Annotated in this window: 16 protein-coding genes; 8 read left to right on the top strand and 8 right to left on the bottom strand. The window is 70.7% G+C overall.

The features are described from left to right. Positions 1–45 precede the first annotated feature (45 nt). Both AB0N07_RS13505 and AB0N07_RS13500 read right to left on the bottom strand, forming a co-directional pair. Positions 46–906: an NAD(P)H-binding protein gene (locus tag AB0N07_RS13505; RefSeq protein ID WP_365834383.1), complete on the bottom strand. Its 861-nt coding sequence runs from the start codon at positions 904–906 to the stop codon at positions 46–48. Positions 907–1111: 205 nt separating this feature from the next. Further along, complete coding sequence (locus AB0N07_RS13500; protein WP_365834382.1) at positions 1112–3367, bottom strand: excinuclease ABC subunit UvrA; 2256 nt, start codon at positions 3365–3367, stop codon at positions 1112–1114. A 214-nt stretch (positions 3368–3581) separates the two neighbouring features. Between AB0N07_RS13500 and AB0N07_RS13495 the strand changes: the two genes are divergently transcribed. The 5 genes from AB0N07_RS13495 (at position 3582) to AB0N07_RS13475 (ending at position 8175) form a co-directional block, all read left to right on the top strand. Continuing rightward, positions 3582–4811, top strand: coding sequence for a cytochrome P450 (locus tag AB0N07_RS13495; protein WP_365834381.1), 1230 nt, complete (start codon positions 3582–3584; stop codon positions 4809–4811). Further along, the gene (locus AB0N07_RS13490; RefSeq protein ID WP_365834380.1) at positions 4808–5080 is read left to right on the top strand and encodes a DUF6059 family protein; all 273 of its coding nucleotides are present in this window, start codon (positions 4808–4810) and stop codon (positions 5078–5080) included. The genes AB0N07_RS13495 and AB0N07_RS13490 overlap by 4 nt, the downstream gene beginning before the upstream one ends. A 52-nt stretch (positions 5081–5132) precedes the next feature. After that, on the top strand, positions 5133–6707 hold the full coding sequence (locus AB0N07_RS13485) for an acyl-CoA carboxylase subunit beta (RefSeq protein WP_365834392.1): 1575 nt from the start codon (positions 5133–5135) through the stop codon (positions 6705–6707). A 52-nt stretch (positions 6708–6759) separates the two neighbouring features. Next, positions 6760–6987 (top strand): acyl-CoA carboxylase epsilon subunit, encoded by a 228-nt coding sequence (locus AB0N07_RS13480; RefSeq protein WP_365834390.1) that lies wholly within the window; start codon positions 6760–6762, stop codon positions 6985–6987. A gap of 309 nt (positions 6988–7296) precedes the next feature. Continuing rightward, on the top strand, positions 7297–8175 hold the full coding sequence (locus tag AB0N07_RS13475) for an AfsR/SARP family transcriptional regulator (protein WP_365834379.1): 879 nt from the start codon (positions 7297–7299) through the stop codon (positions 8173–8175). A 167-nt stretch (positions 8176–8342) separates the two neighbouring features. Here the strand turns inward: AB0N07_RS13475 and AB0N07_RS13470 are convergent, their stop codons facing one another. The 5 genes from AB0N07_RS13470 to AB0N07_RS13450 all read right to left on the bottom strand — a co-directional run bounded on the left by AB0N07_RS13470 (position 8343) and on the right by AB0N07_RS13450 (position 14504). Further along, positions 8343–9095 carry an alpha/beta fold hydrolase gene (locus tag AB0N07_RS13470; protein WP_365834378.1) on the bottom strand — a complete coding sequence of 251 codons (753 nt, stop codon included), beginning with the start codon at positions 9093–9095 and terminating at the stop codon, positions 8343–8345. A 591-nt stretch (positions 9096–9686) separates the two neighbouring features. Further along, entirely contained in the window at positions 9687–10199 is a 513-nt protein-coding gene (locus tag AB0N07_RS13465) for an O-acetyl-ADP-ribose deacetylase (protein ID WP_365834377.1), read from the bottom strand. Next, positions 10196–11605 carry an NAD(P)/FAD-dependent oxidoreductase gene (locus tag AB0N07_RS13460; protein WP_365834376.1) on the bottom strand — a complete coding sequence of 470 codons (1410 nt, stop codon included), beginning with the start codon at positions 11603–11605 and terminating at the stop codon, positions 10196–10198. The genes AB0N07_RS13465 and AB0N07_RS13460 overlap by 4 nt, the downstream gene beginning before the upstream one ends. 97 nt (positions 11606–11702) lie before the next feature. Continuing rightward, positions 11703–12548: an inositol monophosphatase family protein gene (locus AB0N07_RS13455; RefSeq protein ID WP_365834375.1), complete on the bottom strand. Its 846-nt coding sequence runs from the start codon at positions 12546–12548 to the stop codon at positions 11703–11705. 105 nt (positions 12549–12653) lie between these two features. Beyond that, complete coding sequence (locus AB0N07_RS13450; RefSeq protein ID WP_365834374.1) at positions 12654–14504, bottom strand: gamma-glutamyltransferase; 1851 nt, start codon at positions 14502–14504, stop codon at positions 12654–12656. 373 nt (positions 14505–14877) lie between these two features. Here AB0N07_RS13450 and efeU point away from each other — a divergent pair, with 373 nt between their 5' ends. The 3 genes from efeU to AB0N07_RS13435 all read left to right on the top strand — a co-directional run bounded on the left by efeU (position 14878) and on the right by AB0N07_RS13435 (position 19658). Next, positions 14878–16917: an iron uptake transporter permease EfeU gene (gene efeU / locus AB0N07_RS13445; RefSeq protein ID WP_365834373.1), complete on the top strand. Its 2040-nt coding sequence runs from the start codon at positions 14878–14880 to the stop codon at positions 16915–16917. A 59-nt stretch (positions 16918–16976) separates the two neighbouring features. Further along, positions 16977–18272 carry an iron uptake transporter deferrochelatase/peroxidase subunit gene (efeB, locus tag AB0N07_RS13440; protein WP_365834372.1) on the top strand — a complete coding sequence of 432 codons (1296 nt, stop codon included), beginning with the start codon at positions 16977–16979 and terminating at the stop codon, positions 18270–18272. Between the two features lie 393 nt (positions 18273–18665). Continuing rightward, positions 18666–19658 (top strand): phospholipase D-like domain-containing protein, encoded by a 993-nt coding sequence (locus AB0N07_RS13435; protein ID WP_365834371.1) that lies wholly within the window; start codon positions 18666–18668, stop codon positions 19656–19658. Positions 19659–19675: 17 nt separating this feature from the next. Here the strand turns inward: AB0N07_RS13435 and AB0N07_RS13430 are convergent, their stop codons facing one another. Then, positions 19676–20503, bottom strand: coding sequence for a class I SAM-dependent methyltransferase (locus AB0N07_RS13430; RefSeq protein ID WP_365834370.1), 828 nt, complete (start codon positions 20501–20503; stop codon positions 19676–19678). Between the last annotated feature and the right edge of the window lie 438 nt (positions 20504–20941).

Here is a 20941-nt window from a genome sequence, read left to right as displayed (position 1 = left end):
GCCGCAGCCCTCGGCTGCGGCCTCCTCTGCGTGCGCCCTCGCCCGTCAGCGGAACAGGTCGGCGTGGTCGGCCGCCCACTGACGCAGTGTGCGGGCGGGTCGGCCGGTGACGGTCCGCACGGTGTCGTGCACCTTCGGCGGCTGGGTCGCGAAGCGCTCGGAGTGGCTCATCATCTCGTCCACCACCTCCGGCGGCACGCCCTGGGCGATCCAGTTCTCCCGGGCCTGTTCCCGGGTGAGTTCCTCGAAGCGGATCTCCCGGCCGAGCCCGAGGGCGATCTCCCGGACCTGCTCACGCTCGGTCAGCGACTCGGGGCCGGTCAGCTCCAGGCCCTTGCCGACGTACCCGTCCTCCTGCAGCGCGGCCGCGGCGACCGCCGCCACATCGGCCTCGTGGATGGGCACCCCCCTGGTCTCGGGGAACCCGCTGCGCACGACGCCCTCGGCGCGGATCGACTCGCCCCAGGCCAGGGCCTTGTTCATGGCGAACTCGCCCGGCCGCAGATGGGTGTACTCCAGTCCCGAGGCCTCCACGGCGGCTTCCGCCTGCTGGTGGTGCTCGTCGGCCCCGTAGAGCACGGCGTTGGAGGACAGCAGGACGATCCGCCGCACCCCTGCCTGCCGGGCCAGTTCGGGGACCTCGGTGTTGACCTGGACGTCCGCGAAGGACTGGACGTCGGAGGTGAGGTAGGCGAGCGGGAAGAGGTACATCCGCTCCACCCCCTCCAAGGCGGCCTTCAGGGTGTCGAGTTTGCCGAGGTCGGCCTGGACGACTTCGGCACCCGAGGGCAGGTTCGCCCGGGCGGGGTCGCGGGTGATGGCACGCACCCGTGTGCCGGACCGTACGAGCTGATCGACGACGTTCCGCCCGACGTTCCCCGTCGCGCCCGTCACCAGGATCGTCACGTTGTCTCCTTCGCGGTCGACTGCCGGCCGGGCGGTTGCCCAAGCCGCGAGGAATGCTTCCGGTACCGGGTCGAGGAGCACTCGAAGCTCGGCAGGGCCCAGGGGTGGCCCGGTCCCGAACGCCGCGACAGGCCCCGGGCGCGCGGCGGCCCGCCCGCGCCCACCCTCAGGCGTGGGGCGGACGGGCCGCGGGCGGGGCCGACGGTCAGCCGGTCTCGCGCAGATACCGCCCGGTGACCGAGTGCTCGGCCTGCAGGAGCTGGGCCGGGGTGCCCTCGAAGACCACCGTGCCGCCCTGACTGCCCGCACCCGGACCGAGTTCGACGATCCAGTCGGCGTTCTTGATGACGTCCGGGTTGTGCTCGATGACGATCACCGAGTTCCCCTGCTCGACCAGACGCTCCATGATGCCGAGCAGGTGCTCGACGTCGGACATGTGCAGCCCGGTCGTCGGCTCGTCCATGACGTAGACGCTGCCCTGCTTGTGCAGTTCGCCGGCGAGCTTCAGGCGCTGGCACTCGCCGCCGGACAGGGTGCTCAGCGGCTGGCCGAGCCGCAGATAGTCGAGGCCCACGTCGTTGAGCGCCTGCACGATGGGCAGGTGCTTGTCCTCGGCGAAGAAGTCCAGCGCCTCGAAGGCCGTCATCTCCAGTACGTCGCCGATGGACCGGCCGCGCAGCCGGTGGGCCAGCACCTCCGGCTTGAACCGCCGCCCCTCGCACTCCTCGCAGGTCGACTTGATCGGGTCGAGGAAGGCGAGGTCGGTCTGGACGAAGCCGAGGCCCTGGCAGGTCTCGCAGGCGCCGCGGGAGTTGAAGCTGAACAGTGAGGCGCTGACCTTGTTGGCCTTGGCGAACGCCTTGCGCAGTTCGTCCATGATGCCGGTGTAGGTGGCGGGCGTGGACCGGCTGGAGGTGCCGACCGGGGCTTGGTCGATGACCACGGCGTGCGGGTGCTGCTCCAGGAAGGCCCGCTCGATCAGCGAGCTCTTGCCGGCCCCGGCCACCCCGCAGACGACGGTGAGCACCTCGGAGGGGATGTCCACGGTGACGTTCCTGAGGTTGTTGGCCGTCGCGTTCTTGACCGTGCGCCGCCTGGGCGGGGTGCGGAACGTCGACTTCACGGGCACCTCGCGGTTGATCCACCGCCCGGTGAGCGTGTCCGCCCGGTGGAGCCCCTCGAGCGACCCCTCGTAGACGATCCGCCCGCCGCGGGTGCCGGCCCGCGGGCCGATGTCGACGACATGGTCGGCGACCCGGATGAGGTCCGGGTCGTGCTCGACGACCAGCACCGTGTTGCCCTTGTCCCGCAGTTCCCGCAGGAGTTCCTTGAGCGGGCCGACATCGCTGGGGTGCAGGCCGACGCTGGGCTCGTCGAAGATGTACATCATGTCGGTCAGGCTGCTGGACAGATGCCGGACCATCTTCACGCGCTGGGCCTCGCCGCCGGACAACGTCGGCGTCTCGCGGTCCAGGCTCAGATAGCCCAGGCCGATGGTGACCAGGTGCCGCAGCCGCTCCCGCAGGCTCTCCAGAATCGACTTGGCCTCCGGGTACGACCACGCGGCGACGGTCTCCGCCAGGTCGGTGATCTCCATCGCGCACAGGTCGGCGATGTTGCGTCCGTCGATGCGGGAGCCGAGCACGGCCGGCGACAGACGGGTGCCCTGGCAGGCCGGGCAGGTTCCCGAGCTGATGAACCGCAGCACGGTGTCGCGGTTGCGCTCGGACATCGCGTTGATGTCCTTCTTCAGGTACAGCCGGGTGAACCGGTCGACCAGCCCCTCGTACTCGCTCTGCAGGGCGCGCCCCTGCGCCTCGACGACGATCTTGCCGCCGCTGCCGTGCAGCAGCTTGTGGGTCTCCTCCTCGGTGTAGTCGGCGAGCTTCTTGTCGGGGTCGAAGAAGCCCGACTCCGCGTACAGCCGCCAGTACCAGGTGCCCACGGCGAAGGGCGGGAAGAGGATCGCGCCCTCGTTGAGCGAGCGGGAGCGGTCCAGGAACCGGCCGAGGTCCAGGGCGGCCGCCCGGCCCAGGCCCTCGCACTCCGGGCACATGCCCGTGGGGTCGTTGAAACCGAAGACGTTGGAGCCGCCGATGTACGGTTCGGCGATCCGTGAGAACAGCAGCCGCAGCAGCGGGTTGATGTCCGAGATGGTGCCCAGCGTGGAGCGCGAGCCGCCGCCGAGGCGCTTCTGGTCGATGACCACGGCGGTCGAGAGGTTGCTGATGGAGTCGGCGTCCGGCTGGCCGAACTTCGGCAGCAGGTTCCGGACGAACGCGGAGAAGGTCTCGTTGAGCTGGCGCTGCGATTCAGCGGCGATCGTGTCGAAGACCAGGGACGACTTGCCCGATCCGGACACTCCGGTGAAGACGGTGATCTTCCGCTTGGGGATGCGAAGCGTCACGTTCTGCAGGTTGTTCTCTCGTGCACGGACGATCTCGATGAAGTCTTGGTCCATAACCCCGCTCTCGTCTCTCCTCGGGCACCCGCCGCAGTAAGCGGGCAGGCCGGACGACCCCGAATCCAGTACAGCATACGGTACACCGTACGAGCCATCCAGTGTGGCTCATGTCACACCCCAGCGCTTCTCCACCGAGGTTCGACCGCCGCCTCTCGCGCTGCGACGAGACTGGCCACCGTCAAGCGCCGGACGACGAGAGGTGCACACCGCCATGACGGTTGACGACACCGGCGAGATCGACCTGATCACCCTGATGACGAGCCCCGACCGGCACGCCCTGTACGCCCGGCTGCGGGCACGCGGCCCGGTCGTGCGCTGCCGGTTCATCGACGGCACGCCCATGTGGCTGGTCACCCGGCACGCCGAGGCCCTGCAGGTGCTGGCCGATCCGCGCCTGGTCAACGACTCCGCCAAGCACGGCCGGATCAACGTGGCCGCCGCCAACGCGCTCCCGGAGGACCTGGGGCGCTACTTCACCGGGAACATGCTCGACCGGGACCCACCCGAGCACACCCGGCTGCGCAAGCTGGTCGCCCGTGTCTTCACCGCCCGGGCGGTGCGCGAACTGCGCCCGGTCGTGGAGGAGTTGACCGGCGGGCTGCTCGACGCCGGCACATCCGCGCAGCGGTTCGACCTGGTGACCGGGCTGGCCGAACCCCTGCCCGTCCGGGTGATCTGCCGGCTCTTCGGGGTGCCGGAGCACCAGTGGGACCTTTGGGCCACCCACTCCAGGGCGCTGACCTCGATGGACGAGGGCGTGACCGACGCGGCTCGCGGGCTGGTCGGGCTGGCCCTGGAACTGATCACGGACAAGCGGCGCACACCCGGCGACGACCTGGTCAGCGAGCTGGTCCGGCTCAACGACGCGGAGTCCGACCGGCTCAGCGACGACGAGTTGGTCACCACCGTGATCACCCTGCTGGGTACCGGCCACGAGTCCACCGTGCAGCTCGTCGGCAACGGCATGTACGCCCTGGTGGCCCATCCCGACCAGGCCGACCTGCTGCGCGCCGACCCCGACCGGATCCCGGCGGCCGTCGAGGAGTTCCTGCGCTTCTTCACCCCGTTCGAGCTGAGCGGGCTGCGCTTCACCGATGCCCCGGTGGAGATCGGCGGTGTGCTGATCCCCGAGGGGGAGGCCGTACAGGTGGCGCTCGCCGCGGCCGACCGCGATCCGCGGGCCTTCGCCCACGCCGACCGGCTGGACGTCACACGCACCGACGCGGGCAGGCATCTGGCGCTCGGACACGGCATCCACTACTGCATCGGCGCGGCCCTGGCCCGCACCCAGGCCGAGACCGCCGTACGTGAGGTACTGCGCCGTTTTCCGCGGCTGCGCCCCGCGGTGCCGCTGTCGGAGGTGCCCTGGAGGCACACGTTCGTCAGCGGCCCGGCGAGCCTGCCCGTCGAGGCGGCGGTGGCGCAGGGAGCCGCGCGGTGAGCCGAGCCGGTGAGCTGCTCGAGGCCCTGGGCAGGGCGCTGGCCCTCAGCGCCACGGCCATGGGCCATATGTGGATCGCCCCGAACGCGCCCTTCCACCTGATGTCCGAGCGCCGACGCGTCCCCGCCCCGGTCCCCGCCGGCCCGCGCCGCCGGCCGCGCGCCCTGACAGGTCCCGCCGCGGGCCATCCGGAGCGGCTCGTCCCCGATTTCCCACTGTCCACCGAGGAACGCCGGCTGACCGAGGAGTTGGGTTGGACACGCCCATGAGGAGGCCCCGTCCGTGACCGTCATCCCACTTGCCCCCGCCACCACCGAGCGTGTGCCGGAGGTCGTCCCACCGACCCCCGCCACGACCGACCGCGTCGCGGAGTTGTACGCGGTGCGCGACCTGGCGCACCACGGCCCGAGCGAGCGGGCGACCGAGGCCCAGCACGCCAAGGGCAAACTGACCGCCCGAGAGCGCATCGAACTCCTCCTGGACGAGGAAACGTTCCACGAGGTGGAGCAACTGCGCCGGCATCGCGCCACGGGCTTCGGCCTGGAGGACCGCAGGCCGTACACCGACGGCGTGGTCACCGGCTGGGGCACCGTCCACGGCCGCACCGTCTTCGTCTACGCCCATGACTTCCGGATCTTCGGCGGCGCGCTGGGCGAGGCCCACGCCACCAAGATCCACAAAATCATGGACATGGCCATCACGGCGGGCGCCCCGCTGGTCTCCCTCAACGACGGCGCCGGCGCCCGCATCCAGGAGGGCGTCTCGGCGCTCGCCGGCTACGGCGGCATCTTCCAGCGCAACACCAAGGCCTCAGGCGTCATCCCGCAGATCTCGGTGATGCTCGGCCCGTGCGCCGGCGGCGCGGCCTATTCACCCGCCCTGACGGACTTCGTCTTCATGGTCCGCGACACCTCGCAGATGTTCATCACCGGCCCGGACGTGGTCAAGGCGGTCACCGGCGAGGAGATCAGCCACGACGGCCTGGGCGGCGCGGACGTCCACGCCCAGACGAGCGGCGTCTGCCACTTCGCCTACGCCGACGAGGAGACCTGCATCGCCGAAGTGCGCTACCTGCTCTCCTTGTTGCCGCAGAACAACCACGAGAGCCCGCCCGCCGTGCGAAGCGACGACCCGCCCGGCCGCCGCTCCCCCGCCCTCCTGGACCTGGTCCCGGCGGACGGCAACCGGCCGTACGACATGACGAAGGTGATCGAGGAGATCGTCGACGACGGCGAGTACCTGGAGGTCCACGAGCGCTGGGCCCGCAACATCATCTGCGCGCTGGGCCGCCTGGACGGCCAGGTGGTGGGCATCGTCGCCAACCAGCCGCAGGTGCTCGCGGGCGTGCTGGACATCGGGGCGAGTGAAAAGGCCGCCCGCTTCGTTCAGTTCTGCGACGCCTTCAACATCCCTCTCGTCACCCTGCTCGACGTGCCCGGGTTCCTCCCCGGCGTCGCACAGGAGCACGGGGGCATCATCCGGCACGGCGCCAAGCTGCTCCACGCCTACTGCAACGCGACCGTCCCCCGCGTGTCAGTCGTGCTGCGCAAGGCGTACGGAGGCGCCTACATCGTCATGGACAGCCAGTCCATCGGCGCCGACCTCGCGTACGCCTGGCCCACCAACGAAATCGCTGTCATGGGGGCGGACGGAGCAGCGAACGTGGTCTTCCGGCGGCAGATCGCCGAGGCCGAGGACCCCGAGGCCATGCGGGCACGGATGGTCAGGGAGTACCGGGCCGAGCTGATGCACCCGTACTACGCCGCCGAGCGCGGCCTCGTCGACGACGTCATAGACCCGACCGAGACCCGGGCTGTACTCGCCCGGTCGCTGGCGGCCCTGTGCACCAAGCACGCCGATCTGCCGCCCCGCAAGCACGGCAACCCACCACAGTGAGGGAGCATTCTTGCCCACCCGCCACGACACCGCGTCCTGCGCACTCATCCAGGTGCGGCGCGGGCACGTCGACGATGCCGAACTCGCCGCTCTCACGGCGGTTCTGCTGGCCCGAGCCGCCCGTATCGCGGCCGCCGACCGCACCGCCACGGAGGGACCCCGTCGACTCGATTACCGGACGAACCATCAACCATTGAATGCTCAATCAGAATTGGGCCGACAGCCGAACAGCTGGCGCAGTCGAGGGCGAAGCCATGCTGTAAAGATTCGAGCGAAATAAAGAGTTCCGCTTGCGGAGCACCGTGACAATCGGTAGAAGGCTACGCTCCGGCGAGGTAGGCTCGCCACGACCGCATGAACGGCTCGCGCCGGCCGAACTGGCGCGTCCGGCCCAGGGGGATCCAGTGACACTGACGGGGCGACCGATGTCCGGGTGGACATTCGACCAGGCTCGCCCCCATCCCCGATATCCCGACAAAATCCATTCACATTTCCGCGGCCCGCGGTTACGTCATAGGTTGGTGAAATCGGCCCGCAGCCGCAAAATCCACACATCCAGTCGCACCAATTCCGTGTTCGGTAAGCAACCATGGGGGAACCGTTGCACATCGGAGTTCTTGGTCCGCTGACCCTGATAGTGGAGAACACTTCCGCGGCGCCCAGCGCCCCGAAGCTGCGCAGCGTGCTGACCACCGTTGCGCTCCACCCACGCAAGGTGGTCCCGGTGTCCACGCTGATGGGCGAGCTCTGGGACGTCGAGCCTCCGAACAGCGCCGTGACGACGCTGCAGACCTACGTCCTGAACCTGCGCAAGGTACTCGCGGCGTCCATGCACCGGCCGCTCACCGAGATCGCCCAGGAGGTGCTGGTCACCCGGGCGGGCGGCTACATGCTGGTCGTCGAGGACGACGCGCTGGACTACCAGCGTTACAACGCCATGGTCGCCGCGGGACGCGACCTGATCGCCGGCGGGGACGACCGCGGCGGCGTGGCACTGCTCGACGAGGCACTGCGCATGTGGCGCGGCCCGGCCCTGGTCGACGTCCAGGGCAGCTGGCTGCTGGAGTCCAGGCGGCTGCAATTGGAGGAGTCCCGCCTGGTCGTCCTGGAATATCTGATGGACGCCCAGCTCCGGCTCGGCATGTACCGCGAAGCGCTGCCCGAACTGGTCGCTCTCACCGGCACCAATCCGCTGCACGAAGGACTGCACGCCCGATACATGCGGGCCTTACATCTCAGCGGCCGCCGAGCGCAGGCGCTGAAGGTGTTCCAGGAATTGCGCGGCAATCTCGTACGAGAACTGGGGCTGGAACCCGGAAAACCGCTGCAGAGGCTGCACCAGGCCATTCTTTCCGCCGACGACGCCCTCGAAGACGCCCCCGGGACGGACGATTTCCTGCATACCGGGGCCTTCGAACTTGAACGGGATCTGTCGGCAGTCGGCCTGTCGCGACGGCACGGACAGTGAAACCCGGGCGATTCGACCCTGGATACAAGATGCCCGTAATGGCATCCCGCGGGTGCATCTGACCATCGCAAAACGAGTCCGCGCCACCGGAAAGGAAGTCACCGCAGCAGCACCGGAACCCGTCGATGTACTCGGCGTCGACGGGACGGCCGGGCCCCCGAACCGGCTCAATACGAACGCTCATTGTTCCCGGCGGGGGCAAGGCCCATGGTGCGGCCGATTTCCGCACCGATCGTCCGGGCCAGCTCGGGCAGTGCCTCGGTGAGGTAGAAATGGCCTCCGCGGTAGATCCGCAGGCCGAACGTTCCTGTGGTCACGTGCCGCCACTCCGCCAGTTGCGCCGGCGGCACCTCCGGGTCAGCCGCTCCGCCGAGCGCGAGCACCGGACACTTCAGCCGGGCCCCGGGCAACTGCTCGTAGGTCTCGCTGAGTTCGAAGTCGGCGCGCAGCAGGGGCAGCAGCAGCCGGATCAGGTCCGGGTGGCCGAGGAGTTCCTCGGGCATGCCGCCGAGCGCGGCGAGCACCGACAGGAGCTCCTGATCGGACATCAGATGACGTCGGCCGAGGGCCGGGCGCCGCGGCGCCCGGCGCCCCGACACGAACAGACACAGCGGCGGTCCGGCCGGTCCGGCGCTCAGGGCACGGGCCAGCTCGTAGCCGACCGCGGCGCCGAGGCTGTGCCCGAAGATCGCGTAGGGCCGGTCCGCGTACGGGACGACGGCCTCCGTCAGCGGCGGGAGCAGCTCGGCCATCCGCCGGTACGGCTCTTCCCGGTGCCGCGCCTCCCTGCCCGGGGGTACGACGGCGAGCACCTCCACGTCGGGTCCCAGCCGCTCCCGCCACGCGAGATAGGACGCGGCGCCCCCGCCCGCGTGCGGCAGACAGAACAGCCGCACCGGCGCATCGTCCAAGCCCCCCACGGCCTTCACCCACGATCCACCCATCACCTCGGGCTCCCCTCCCGCGCGCGATCACCACCTCGGTCAGACTAGAAGCCGCAGCAGGGCCACGGCTGCCCACTTTTGCACACCACCGCACGACTCAGCGGCGCGACTGCGGGTATGTGAGCGGTGGGACGCGGCGTTCGACGCCGATCTTCCCGAACTCCCGGTGCCGAACGGGAAGTTGGTAACCCGGGCGGTGCCTGACAGGTCCGAATCGGGGGCGAACCGCCAACGTCAGGACGCCCGGTCCAGGCGACCCAGGCGTCTGGGGAAAAGGGACCGCCCTCGGCCAGGACATCGAGGGCCTCGGCAAACAGGTCGTGGGGCCGGCCGTCCGGTGTCAAGGTCTCGGACCAGTGCTCGCGTGCGGTCACGGCGTCTCGCCGGAGCAGGGTTGCAGGGGCGGTGTGGCCGAAGGTGCCGCCCAGGCATCCTCTCCCTCTCCGGCCGTAGACCGCATCTCCTCACCGCTGCAGTGCCCAAAAGGGCCGATGTCCCAGATTGAGACACCGGCCTTTTCGGTTGTCGGGGGCTCAGGCGCAGTGGACATGCCCACCCACGGCCTCCTCAGCCGAGTTGCGTGGCGAAAGCCTCATACGCCCGGTCGTCGAACAGGACGAACCGCACCTCTTCGACGTCTGTCGACGCGTCCCGCACCGTCTGGACCGCGATACGAGCCGCATCCTCCATCGGCCACCGGTACACGCCGGTGGAGATCGCCGGGAACGCGACCGTACGGGCGCCCAGCTCGTCGGCCACGCGGAGCGACTCCAGGTGGCAGGAGGCGAGCAGTTCGGAGCGGTCCTCGGTGGACGACCAGACCGGGCCCACCGTGTGGATCACCCAGCGTGCGTCAAGGGCGCCCGCGGTGGTGGCGACCGCCTGGCCGGTGGGCAGGCCCCTGCCGTACTGCGAGGCGCGGAGTTTGCGGCACTCCTCGAGGATCGCGGGGCCGCCGCGGCGGTGGATGGCGCCGTCGACTCCTCCGCCGCCGAGCAGGGAGGAGTTCGCGGCGTCGACGATCGCGTCGGCGCTCTCGCGGGTGATGTCGCCCTTGGCGAGCGTGATGGTCGGTGTCATGTCTGCCTGAGCCTCCTCCAGACCGCCTTCGCCGCGTTGTGCCCCGACATGCCGTGTACCCCCGGCCCGGGTGGGGTGGCCGAGGAGCAGATGAAGACGGCCGGGTGGGGGGTGCTGTACGGGGAGAGGGAGAGCTTGGGGCGCAGCAGGATCTGGAGTCCGGAGACCGCGCCGGAGGCGATGTCGCCGCCGATGTAGTTGGCGTTGCGGGCCGCGAGTTCGGGCGGACCGGCGGTGGCGCGGGCGAGGACGCGGTCGCGGAAGCCGGGCGCGAAGCGCTCCAGTTGGCGTTCCATGGCGTCCGTGAGGTCGCCGGTCCAGCCGCTGGGGACGTGACCGTAGGCCCAGAAGACCTGTTTGCCTGCGGGTGCGCGGGTGGGGTCGACGACGCCGGGCTGGACCGTGATCATGAAGGGTCTGTCGGGTGCTCTGCCCTCCCGGGAGGCCGCGGTCAGAGCGGCGCCGATCTCCGCGCTGTCCGCGCCGATCTGCACGGTGCCGGCGGCACGGGCCTCCTCGGCGGTCCACGGCACGGGGCCGTCCAGGGCGTAGTCCACCTTGAAGACTCCGGGGCCGTACTTGTAGCCCTCGTAGTAGCGGCCGAAGTCCGCGATGCGGGCCAGGGCGGTGGGTGAGGTGTCGAAGACGTAGGCGCGGGCGGGCGGCAGGTCGTCGAGGCGTTTGACCTCGTAGTCCGTGTGGACCAGGCCGCCCAGGTCCTTGAGGTACGCGGTGAGTGCGTCGGAGATGGACTGGGAGCCGCCGCGGGCCACGGGCCAGCCGCGGGCGTGTGCGGCCAGGGCGAAGACCAGACCGATGGCGCCCGTGGCGAAGCCGTTCAGGGGCGCCATCACATGCGCGACGAGGCCCGCGAACAGGGTCTTGGCCTTCTCGTCCTGGAAGCGGCGGGTCAGCCAGGTCGACGGGGGCAGGCCGACCAGGCCGAAGCGGGCGAGGGTCACCGGGTCGCGCGGCAGCGCGGTGAGCGGCAGGGACATGAAGTCGCGGGCCAGGGTGTCCCACTTGGGGAGGAAGGGCGCGACCAGCCTGCGGTAGGCGCCCGCGTCCCGTGGGCCGAAGGACGCGGCCGTCTCGGCGACCGAACGGGACAGCACGGCGGCGGTGCCGTCGGTGAAGGGGTGCGCCATGGGCAGCTCGGCGTGCAGCCACTCGAGGCCGTACCGCTCCAGGGGCATGGTGCGGAACGCCGGGGAGTTGATGGCGAGGGGGTGGGCCGCGGAGCACGGGTCGTGCCGGAAGCCGGGCAGGGTCAGCTCTTCGGTGCGGGCTCCTCCGCCGACGGTGTCACGGGCCTCGAAGACCGCCACGGAGAAGCCGCGGCGGGCCAGCTCCACGGCGGCCGTCAGTCCGTTCGGCCCCGCACCCACCACGACAGCATCGAGCATCGACGGCACCTTCGGACCCCTTCGTCAGCCGATGGCCTCTGAGGATCAGGATATGCCGGGGCGCTGACAGCCACCTGCGGCGGGTGACTCACCCTGATCAGGCCGTGCCCGACAGCAGCCCGTGCACCCGGCGGGCCGTCGCGGTGTCGCGTGCGGCCGTGAACGGAAGGGCGTTGCCGCCCGTGATGCGGAAGGGCTCCCCGCTGAGCGTGAGGTGGACGCCGCCCGCCTCCTCGACCAGCAGGATGCCCGCCGCGTGGTCCCACGCCGCCTCCCAGGAGAAGGCGACGGCGTCCAACTGACCGCGGGCTATGGCGAGATACTCAAGGCCCGCCGAGCCGCAGGAACGGAACTCGATACCGCCGGTCCGCAGGCCGAGCAGGGCGCGCTTCTGCTCGTCGGTCGTGTAGTCCGGGTGGGAGGTGGCCACTTGGAGGTCTTGGCCTGGGGCGGGCGAGCCCGCGGACAGCCGCTCGCCGTCGAGGAAGGCGCCCTGGCCCCTTATGGCGATGGCCAGTTGGTCGCAGGCGGGTGCGTAGGTCCACGAGGCGAGCAGGGCTCCGCGGTGCGCGAGGGCGACCAGTGTGCAGAAGCCGGATTCGCCGCGCACGAACTGCCGTGTCCCGTCCACCGGGTCGACGATCCAGACCGGGGCGTCGCCCTGTATCGCCTCGTACGTCACCGGGTCGGCGTGCACCGCCTCCTCGCCGACCACGACCGAACCGGGCAGAAGCGCGCCCAGGGCGTCCGTGAGGTACTGCTCGGCGAGGCGGTCGGCGTCGGTCACCAGGTCGTGCGGTCCGGCCTTCTGGTCGACCTCGTGGGCGGCGAGTCTGCGGAAGCGGGGCATGATCTCGGCCGCGGCGGCCTTGCGGACCGCCTCCTCCACGTCGGCCGAGTGGCGGGCGAGAAACTCGTCGATGGTTTCCTTGTCTTCGATCATGGCTCCATGAGAGCACGCGCCACTGACAATCCCCGCCGTGCCGGTGGAGCCCCGGTGGAATCGACGTGAACTCGGCGTGCTCGGTCAGCGGCCCGGTGTGCGCGATCAGCGACCGACCGCGTACCCCTGCATGCCCCGCGGGTTCGCGGCCGCGGACAGGACGCCGGTCTCCGGGTCCCGGGCGACCGCGCACAGCCGGCCCTCCGACCAGGGCTCACCGACGGTGACGTCGTGTCCGCGGCGCCGCAGCTCCTCGACGACGCCGGGGTCCATGCGGGACTCGACCGTCACGCTTCCCGGCCGCATGCCGCGCGGGTAGAACGACCCCGGGAAGCTGTCGTTGTGCCAGTTCGGGGCGTCGATGGCGCCCTGCAGGTCGGGACCGCCGCGGACCTGAGCGCGCAGGGCGACGGCCAGGAAGAAGTGCAGCTGCCACTGGTCCTGCTGGTCGCCGCCGGGAGTGCCGAACGCCATGACCGGCACACCGTCGCGCAGGGCGATCGAGGGCGTGAGGGTGGTGCGGGGGCGGCGGCCGGGCGTCAGCGAGTTCGGCAGGCCCTCCTCCAGCCAGGTCATCTGCAGCCGGGTGCCGAGCGGGAACCCCAGCTCGGGCACGACGGGATTGGACTGCAGCCAGCCACCGCTGGGCGTCGCCGCGACCAGGTTGCCCCAGCGGTCGACGACGTCGAGGTGGCAGGTGTCCCCGCGGGTGGCACCGTCGGCGCGCACCTCGGGTTCCCCGGCACGCGCGCGTGGCTCACCCGGCACCGGGGACGTGGTCGGCTTGGCGACCGTCGGCTCACCTGCGCCCATCGGGTCGAACCCGGGGTCGTCGGTGACGACCACGCGCGCGTGCCTGCTCAGCCGCGGGGCCCGCCCGCCGGGGCTGCCGGGACGCAGCTCGTACGAGGCCTTGTCGCCGACGAGGTCGCGCCGGGCCGCGTTGTAGTCCGCCGACAGGAGTTCGCCGAGCGGGACCTCGGCGGCGTCCCCGTACCAGGCCTCCCGGTCGGCCATGGCGAGCTTGCAGCCCTCGATCAGCAAGTGGACGTAGTCGGCGGACCCGTACTCCGGCAGCTCGGGCGGGAGCAGGGCGAGCTGCTGGAGGAAGGCCGGGCCCTGGCTCCACGGACCGGCCTTGCACAGGGTCCAGCCGTTCCAGTCGTACGTCGCCGGTGCCTCGTAGGTCGCGGACCAGCCGGCGAGGTCGGCGGCCGTGAGGGTGCCGGTGTGGCGCTCACCGCTGGTGTCCATGGTGGGCCGCTGCGCCTGCCGTATCAGAGCCTCGGCCACGAACCCCGACCGCCACACCTCCCTCGCCGCCTCGATCTGCGCGACCCGGCCCCCCGCACCGGCGACCTCGGCGAGCAGTCGCTTCCAGGTGGCGGCGAGGGCGGGGTTGCGCAGCAGCTCGCCGGGGCGCGGGGCCCTGCCACCCGGCAGGTAGACCTCCGCCGACGAGGTCCACTCCGTCTCGAAGAGCTGCCGTACCGACTCGACGGTCGCGCCGACGTTCTCCACGGGCGCGTGCCCGTGTTCGGCGTACCCGATGGCGTACTTGAGGACGTCTGCGAGGGGCTTGGTGCCGTGGTCGCGCAGCAGGAGCATCCAGGCGTCGAACGCTCCGGGCACGGCGGCGGCGAGCGGCCCGGTGCCGGGAACGAGTTCCAGCCCGAGTCCCCGGTAGTGCGCGACCGTCGCTCCGGCCGGTGCGACCCCCTGGCCGCACAGCACCCGCACCTCGCCGCCCGCCGGGGCGAGCAGGATCGGCACCTCGCCGGCCGGCCCGTTGAGGTGCGGCTCGACGACGTGCAGCACGAACGCCCCGGCCACGGCAGCGTCGTAGGCGTTGCCGCCGTCCTCCAGGACGGCCATCGCCGACTGCGAGGCCAGCCAGTGGGTGGAGGACACCGCCCCGAAGGTGCCCCGGAGGGTGGGACGAGTGGTGAAATGCATCTCTGACCTCGATGTCTGCGGGCATGGGCCAGAGCCATCCAACCCCAGAAGAATCCTGGGAAGAAAGAGCACCCGAGGCCCACTGCACATGCCGGGCACATCGGACAAGCAGCCGAGCGGGTCCGACGGCAAGGCCCCGCCGTCCGCCCTGCGCCCGACGGCCCCTCTCCTGCCCCCGGATGCGGCCACCACCAGCCCCCGCCGCCCGCTCCGCCCTTTCCACGGCCTGCCCGGTCTCCGTTCCTCGTTGTCGGCGGCACTGCGGCAGATCAGGATTTTGACCTCTGGATTACTCTTTCCAGGCCGACCGATTACATACCCGCAGCCATGATGGTCCGCGTTTGGTTAGGCATGCCTACGCTAAGAGGACCGCATGTGGGATGACGCATTTCCGAGCTTTTTGATCGGGCTGCGGGAAGGACTCGAAGCCGGGCTCATCGTCTCCATCCTCGTCGCGACCCTCGTGCGGGCCGACGCCCGCTCCCGGCTGCCGCAGGTGTGGACGGGCGTCCTTGCGGCGGTCGCGCTCGCCATGAGCTTCGGCGCGGTCCTCACCTTCACCGCCGCGTCCCTGTCCGCGACCGCCCAGGAGGCCTTCGGCGGCACGCTCAGCCTGGTCGCGGTCGCGTTCGTCACCGCGATGGTGTTCTGGATGCGCCGCTCGGCGCGCAGCCTCTCCGGCGAGATCAAGGAGAAGGTCACCAGCGCGCTCGGCATGGGTGCGGGCGTCCTGGTCGTCACCTCCTTCCTGGCCGTGGGCCGGGAGGGTCTGGAGACCGCGCTGTTCCTGTGGACCACCGCCCAGGCGGCCGGCGAGTCCGCGGGCCCTTTGACGGGCGCCGCCGTCGGCCTGCTGCTGTCGGCCGCCCTGTGCTGGGGCCTGTACCGGCGGGTGCTGAAGATCAATCTGACGAGGTTCTTCACCGCGACCGGCGTCGTCCTGATCGTCATCGCCTCCGGTGTCCTCGGGTACGGCCTGCGCGACCTGCAGGAGGGCGGTGTCCTGCCCGGGAGCACGGCGTTCGCGTTCGACCTGAGCGGCAGCATCGACGCCGGCTCCTGGTACGGCACCCTGCTCCAGGGCGTGTTCAATCTGACACCGGCCATGACCTGGCTGCAGGTCGTCGGCTACGGCGGCTACCTCGCCGTAGTGATGACGCTGTTCGTGCGCGGTGTGCGGGCCACGCCCCCGAAGCAGCCCGCTCCCGCCGAGCCGGCCTCGGATCGGGAAGCGGAGGCTGCCCGGCCCGCACGGCGCCGTCCCGCCTGGGTGGTCCCCGTGGCCGTCGTCACCGTGCCCGCGGTGATCGCGGGTCTCGCCGTGGCCTTCGGCCGCCCCAAGTCGGCCGCCGGGCAGACCATCGCCGTCTCGGAGAAGGACTGCGGCAAGGGCTTCAGCGCGCCCAAGCCCGGCAGGCAGACGTTCCAGATGCACAACACCGGCGACAAGACGTCCGAGGTGTACCTCGTCGATCCGGCCACGAGCGCCGTCTACGGAGAGGTCGAGGGCCTGGCGCCCGGTACCACCCGGGCGCTGGTCGCCACTGTCGCGGGCGGCACGTACGCGTGGCGGTGCGTGCCGAGCAACGGTACGGCGGTGACCTCCAAGGCGGTCCGCGTCACCGGCGGAGGAGCCGCGCAGGCGGTCGTGCCCGCCTCGGAGAAGGACCTCGCAGGCCCGCTCGCCCAGTACAAGTCGTACGTCGGCCAGGGCTTGGCCACTCTCGGCCGGCAGACGCACACCCTCGCCGCCGACATCCAGGGCAACCACCTCGGCCAGGCCCGCGCCGACTGGCTCGTCGCGCACCGCACGTACGCCTCACTCGGCGCCGCCTACGGCACCTTCGAGGACTTCGACCAGAAGATCAACGGCAGGGCCGACGGCCTGCCGGACGGCGTGCAGGACAAGGGCTTCACCGGCTTCCACCGCCTCGAGTACGGCCTGTGGCACGGCGAGTCGGCGACCTCGCTCACCGCTCCGGCGCAACAGCTGGCCGCCGACACCGCCGGGCTGCGCAGTGCTTTCCCGCACCAGGACTTCGACCCCTCAGACCTGCCACTGCGCGCCCACGAGATCCTCGAGAACACCCTGCAGTTCGAGCTGACCGGCGACACCGACGAGGGCAGCGGCACCAACCTCGCCACCGCCGACGCCAATCTCGCCGGCACCCGCGAACTGCTCACCGTCCTCAGGCCCCTGCTCACCAGCCGCTCCCCGCACCTGCTGCCCACCGTCGACGCGGACATCGCCCGCCTGCAGCAGCTCCTCGACGCGGCTCACCACGGCAGCTCCTGGACCCCCGTGGACCGGCTCGACCCGAGCTCCCGGGCCCGCCTGAACGGAGCCACCGGCCAGCTCCTGGAGGACCTCGCCCCGGTTCCCGACCTGTTGGAGATCCGGAAGTCCGCCTGATGACCGCCCCGCACCGCAATCCCCGTCACCACCCTGTACGCAGCGAAGGGAACGCCCCCATGCCGTCCGCCGAATCCCCCGCCCCGCAGGACGGCTGTCCCGCCGGTGCCGGCCGCCGTTCCTTCGTGAAGACGGCCCTCGGCGCCGGGGCCGCCGGAGCGGTCCTGGCCGGCGGCGGGCTCACGCTCGCAGAGAGCAGCGGCGGCAGCGGCAGCGGCAGCGCACAGGCGGCCACACAGACGGAGAACGGCCCCAAGGTCCCCTTCCACGGCGCCCATCAGGCCGGCATCCTCACTCCCGCCCCCGCGGCCGCCACCTTCGTGTCCTTCGAGGTCGTCGCCGACGACCGCAACGCACTGGCCGAGTTGCTGCGGACCATCACCGACCGCGCCCGCTTCCTCACCTCCGGCGGCACCCCGGCCGACCTGGGCGTGGGCGCGCCGCCCTCCGACAACGGCATCCTCGGCCCAACCGTCCCCGCCGACGGCCTCACCGTCACGGTCGGCGTCGGTTCCTCCCTCTTCGACGACCGCTACGGCCTTGCCAAGGCCAGGCCCCGCCGTCTGACCGCGATGCGGACCTTCCCCAACGACAATCTGAACCCCGCCGAGTGCCACGGCGACCTGTCCCTGCAGATCTGCGCCGACCGCCAGGACACCGTGCTGCACGCCCTGCGTGACATCGCCAAGCACACGCGCGGCGGCATGCAGATCAAATGGCGCATCGACGGCTTCCAGAACACGCCCCGCCCCAGCGGTGCGCAGCGCAACCTGCTCGGCTTCAAGGACGGCATAGCCAACCCGGACGTCACCTCCACGCGGGAGACCGACCGCCTGATCTGGGTCGGCGACGGTCAGGGCGAACCCGCCTGGGCGACCGGCGGCAGCTACCAGGTGATCCGTGTCATCCGCATGCTGGTGGAGTTCTGGGACCGGGTCTCGCTCAGCGAACAGGAGTTGATGTTCGGCCGCCGCAAGGACACCGGCGCCCCGCTCGACGGCGCCATGGAGACCGACGTCCCCAACTACGCCAAGGACCCGCACGGCACCGCGATCCCGCTGGACGCCCACATCCGCCGCGCCAACCCGCGCACGTCCAGGACCGACAACACCCGTATCCTGCGCCGCGGTTACAACTACGACCGCGGCATCGACAAGGTCGGCAACCTCGACATGGGCCTGGTCTTCTGCTGCTACCAGCAGGACGTCAAGCGCCAGTTCGAGGCCACCCAGACCCGTCTGATCGACGAGCCCCTCGTCGACTACATCTCTCCCACCGGCGGCGGCTACTTCTACGCCCTGCCCGGCGTCCGCGACGCCAAGGACTGGTACGGCCGCGGGCTGCTCGCGACCTGACGCAACGGCGCCCCTCCCGGCACCAGGAGCGCGCTCGCCAAGAGCAGCCTGTACAAGCAGGGCGGCCCGCTGCAGCTCTTCGCCGACCAGCTCGCCAAGGCCTGTGGTGGCACGAACCGCGACCGGGTGCACGGACTGCTGATGTCCGCACCCGCGCTCGGCGGACTGGCCATGCGCGCTGCGTTCCACTGCGGGCACCCTACGAAGATTTTGCGAATTCGCGGGGACCGCATGAACCGTCTTCCACCTGCCTGAAGTCCCCTTTGTCCGCTCGCACTCCGGGCCGGTAATCCCGTGTTCACCGACCTTCTCTTCCTGGGCGTTCTACGCGCGTGGTGTCATGCCCATGCTCACCCACCCCCCACGTGGCATCAACTCGACCAGGAGTCACACATGCTGTGGAAGGTCATCGGGCGCGCGGGTGTCGCCCTGGCGGCCGGCGCCGCCGTCGTCGCCACCGCCGTCCCCGCGAACGCGGCCAGCTACACCGCGTTCGCCTTCTCCCAGAGCGGCAGCCAGCCGAACATCTACGGCTTCATCAACTCGGCCACCACCTCCCTCGACATGACCATGTACGAGCTGGAGGACACCACGGCCGTCAACGACCTCATAGCGCTGGAGAACAAGGGCGTCACCGTGCGGGTGATCCTCGACCGGCAGCACAAGACCGCCAACAACTCGGCGTACACCGCCCTGACGAACGCGGGCGTGGGGGTGGTGTGGTCGTCGTCGAGTTTCGTCTACACCCACCAGAAGACGATCACGGTGGACGCCACCAAGTCGCTGGTCCTCACGGGCAATCTCACCTCGCAGTACTACGCCACCGGCCGCGACTACGGCGTCTTCACGGACGACACCCGTGACGTCGCCGCGATCGAGAAGGTCTTCAACGCCGACTACGCCGGCACCTCGATCACCCCGACCGACGGCGACCACCTGCTCTGGTCGCCCACCGACTCCCGCAACCGCCTGCTGTCCGTGGTCAACGCCGCCACCAAGACGCTCGACGTAGAGGAACTGGAGTTCAGCGACAGCACGGTGGTCGACGCCATCGCGGCGAGAGCGAAGGCGGGCGTGACCGTGCGGGTGGTGCTGGAAAGTCCGTCCAGCTACTCCAGCGAGGTGTCCGAGATCAAGGCGGCGGGCGGCACCGTCGTCGGCTACTCCGACCCCAACGGCTTCTACATCCACGCCAAGGCCATGGTCGCCGACTACGGCCTGGCCACCCAGGAGGTGGAGGCGGGCTCCATGAACATCAGCAGCAACTCGCTCTCCAACAACCGCGAGTTGGGCATCATCCTCACCGGCACGGGGGTGGCCCAGTCGGTGGCCACGACCGTCGAGACGACGTTCAACAGCGACTACGCGGGCGGCACAGCCGCGTAACGGCACCGGACGCCTGCTCACGGCTGCCGTCTGCCCACCGTGAGCAGGTGTCCGCTCGCGCCGAGGAGCGTCGGCTCCGACTCGATGCGACGGGTCGCCGCCAGCACGGCCTCGCGCCGCTCCGGGTCGTCCAGCCAGTCCTCCACGCCGTCCATCAGCCAGGCGAGGCCCTCCAGGCCGTACTGCCCCTGGAAGACGAGGCCGGCCTCGGTGAACTCGCCGGGCACCTCCGCGGGTTGGGCGAAGTAGGCGACGGTGAACAGGCCGCCCTCGCCGTCGTGCCGGCCGTCGCTGCTCGCTGCGTCCGTGCGCGCCCGCTGCGCCGGGTCGAAGTAGCGCTCCTTCCGGAGCAGGTCGTGCAGCCCCGCGTAGCGGTTGATGGTGGCCGCCACGACGGGCCCGCCCGGCCGTACCACCCGCCGCGCCTCGGCCAACGCACTCACCCGGTCCGCCCGTTCGGGCAGGTGATACAGCGGGCCGAGCAGCAGCACTGCGTCGTACGAGGCGTCGTCGTCCGTCAGGGACCGGGCGTCCCCGGACCTTGCGCGCACTCCGGGCAACCGGCCTGCCTGCTCGACGTGCAGCGGTACGGGATCGACGAGGTCGACCTCGTACCCGTCCTGCGCCAGCCACTGTGCGTGCACGCCACTGCCTCCGCCGACGTCCAGGATCCGTGCGGGAGCCGCCGGCAGCACCCGCCGCAGCACGTCCTGCGTGCGCCAGAACTCCAGCCGCCCGGCGGGCGCGCCGCCCTGTCTGAGGCGGGCGTCCTCCTTGCCCTGGGCGTAGTAGGCGAGGATCTCCTCGTGGACGGCCGGGCCCTGCGCGCGTGTCGTCTCCGTCATCGCACAAGGGTGCTGATCTCCGCATGCGGCCGCAACGGGTTAACGACTCCTGACAAAGGGCGGCTTGTGGATCTCCGGGAATGACGCCGTGTCAGTTTTCGCTGACGCTGACCGAAGGGGGTACGAGCCGGTCGAGACCAGGAGGACCGCTGCCAGGCACGAGTTGCTGCTCTGCGAGCCGCGGCCGCGGGCCGCAGACCTGCTGGATCCTCCCGAGATGGGGTCGACTCCAGCCACATCCGCGCGATGAAGGGCGGGCCGGCTACCGGTCCGTCCCCGGTGTACCGGGGCAAGGTTCGCCGGTTCCAGATCACGTACCCGCCCAGAGATCCGCGACGACATCCACCACGCGTTCGTCACCCTCGGCTGCACCGTCATCTGCCGACGACGACCGACGCGTCGATACGCACTCGTGGCAGCCGAGCCCGCACAGCCTCA

It is taken from the genome of Streptomyces sp. NPDC051172 (assembly GCF_040682555.1).
GTDB lineage: Bacteria > Actinomycetota > Actinomycetes > Streptomycetales > Streptomycetaceae > Streptomyces.
The sequence above is the reverse complement of the archived record's forward strand: the minus strand, read 5'-3'. Positions and strand labels throughout refer to the sequence as shown.

What these genes read in the sequence shown, in the direction of transcription:
- AB0N07_RS13455 (WP_365834375.1), bottom strand. Translation starts at nt 12,548, where the DNA reads ATGATCGAAGACAAGGAAACCATCGACGAGTTTCTCGCCCGCCACTCG.
- AB0N07_RS13460 (WP_365834376.1), bottom strand. Translation starts at nt 11,605, where the DNA reads ATGCTCGATGCTGTCGTGGTGGGTGCGGGGCCGAACGGACTGACGGCC.
- AB0N07_RS13495 (WP_365834381.1), top strand. Translation starts at nt 3,582, where the DNA reads ATGACGGTTGACGACACCGGCGAGATCGACCTGATCACCCTGATGACG.
- AB0N07_RS13465 (WP_365834377.1), bottom strand. Translation starts at nt 10,199, where the DNA reads ATGACACCGACCATCACGCTCGCCAAGGGCGACATCACCCGCGAGAGC.
- AB0N07_RS13430 (WP_365834370.1), bottom strand. Translation starts at nt 20,503, where the DNA reads ATGACGGAGACGACACGCGCGCAGGGCCCGGCCGTCCACGAGGAGATC.
- efeB (WP_365834372.1), top strand. Translation starts at nt 16,977, where the DNA reads ATGCCGTCCGCCGAATCCCCCGCCCCGCAGGACGGCTGTCCCGCCGGT.
- AB0N07_RS13500 (WP_365834382.1), bottom strand. Translation starts at nt 3,367, where the DNA reads ATGGACCAAGACTTCATCGAGATCGTCCGTGCACGAGAGAACAACCTG.
- AB0N07_RS13435 (WP_365834371.1), top strand. Translation starts at nt 18,666, where the DNA reads ATGCTGTGGAAGGTCATCGGGCGCGCGGGTGTCGCCCTGGCGGCCGGC.
- efeU (WP_365834373.1), top strand. Translation starts at nt 14,878, where the DNA reads ATGTGGGATGACGCATTTCCGAGCTTTTTGATCGGGCTGCGGGAAGGA.
- AB0N07_RS13450 (WP_365834374.1), bottom strand. Translation starts at nt 14,504, where the DNA reads ATGCATTTCACCACTCGTCCCACCCTCCGGGGCACCTTCGGGGCGGTG.
- AB0N07_RS13475 (WP_365834379.1), top strand. Translation starts at nt 7,297, where the DNA reads ATGGGGGAACCGTTGCACATCGGAGTTCTTGGTCCGCTGACCCTGATA.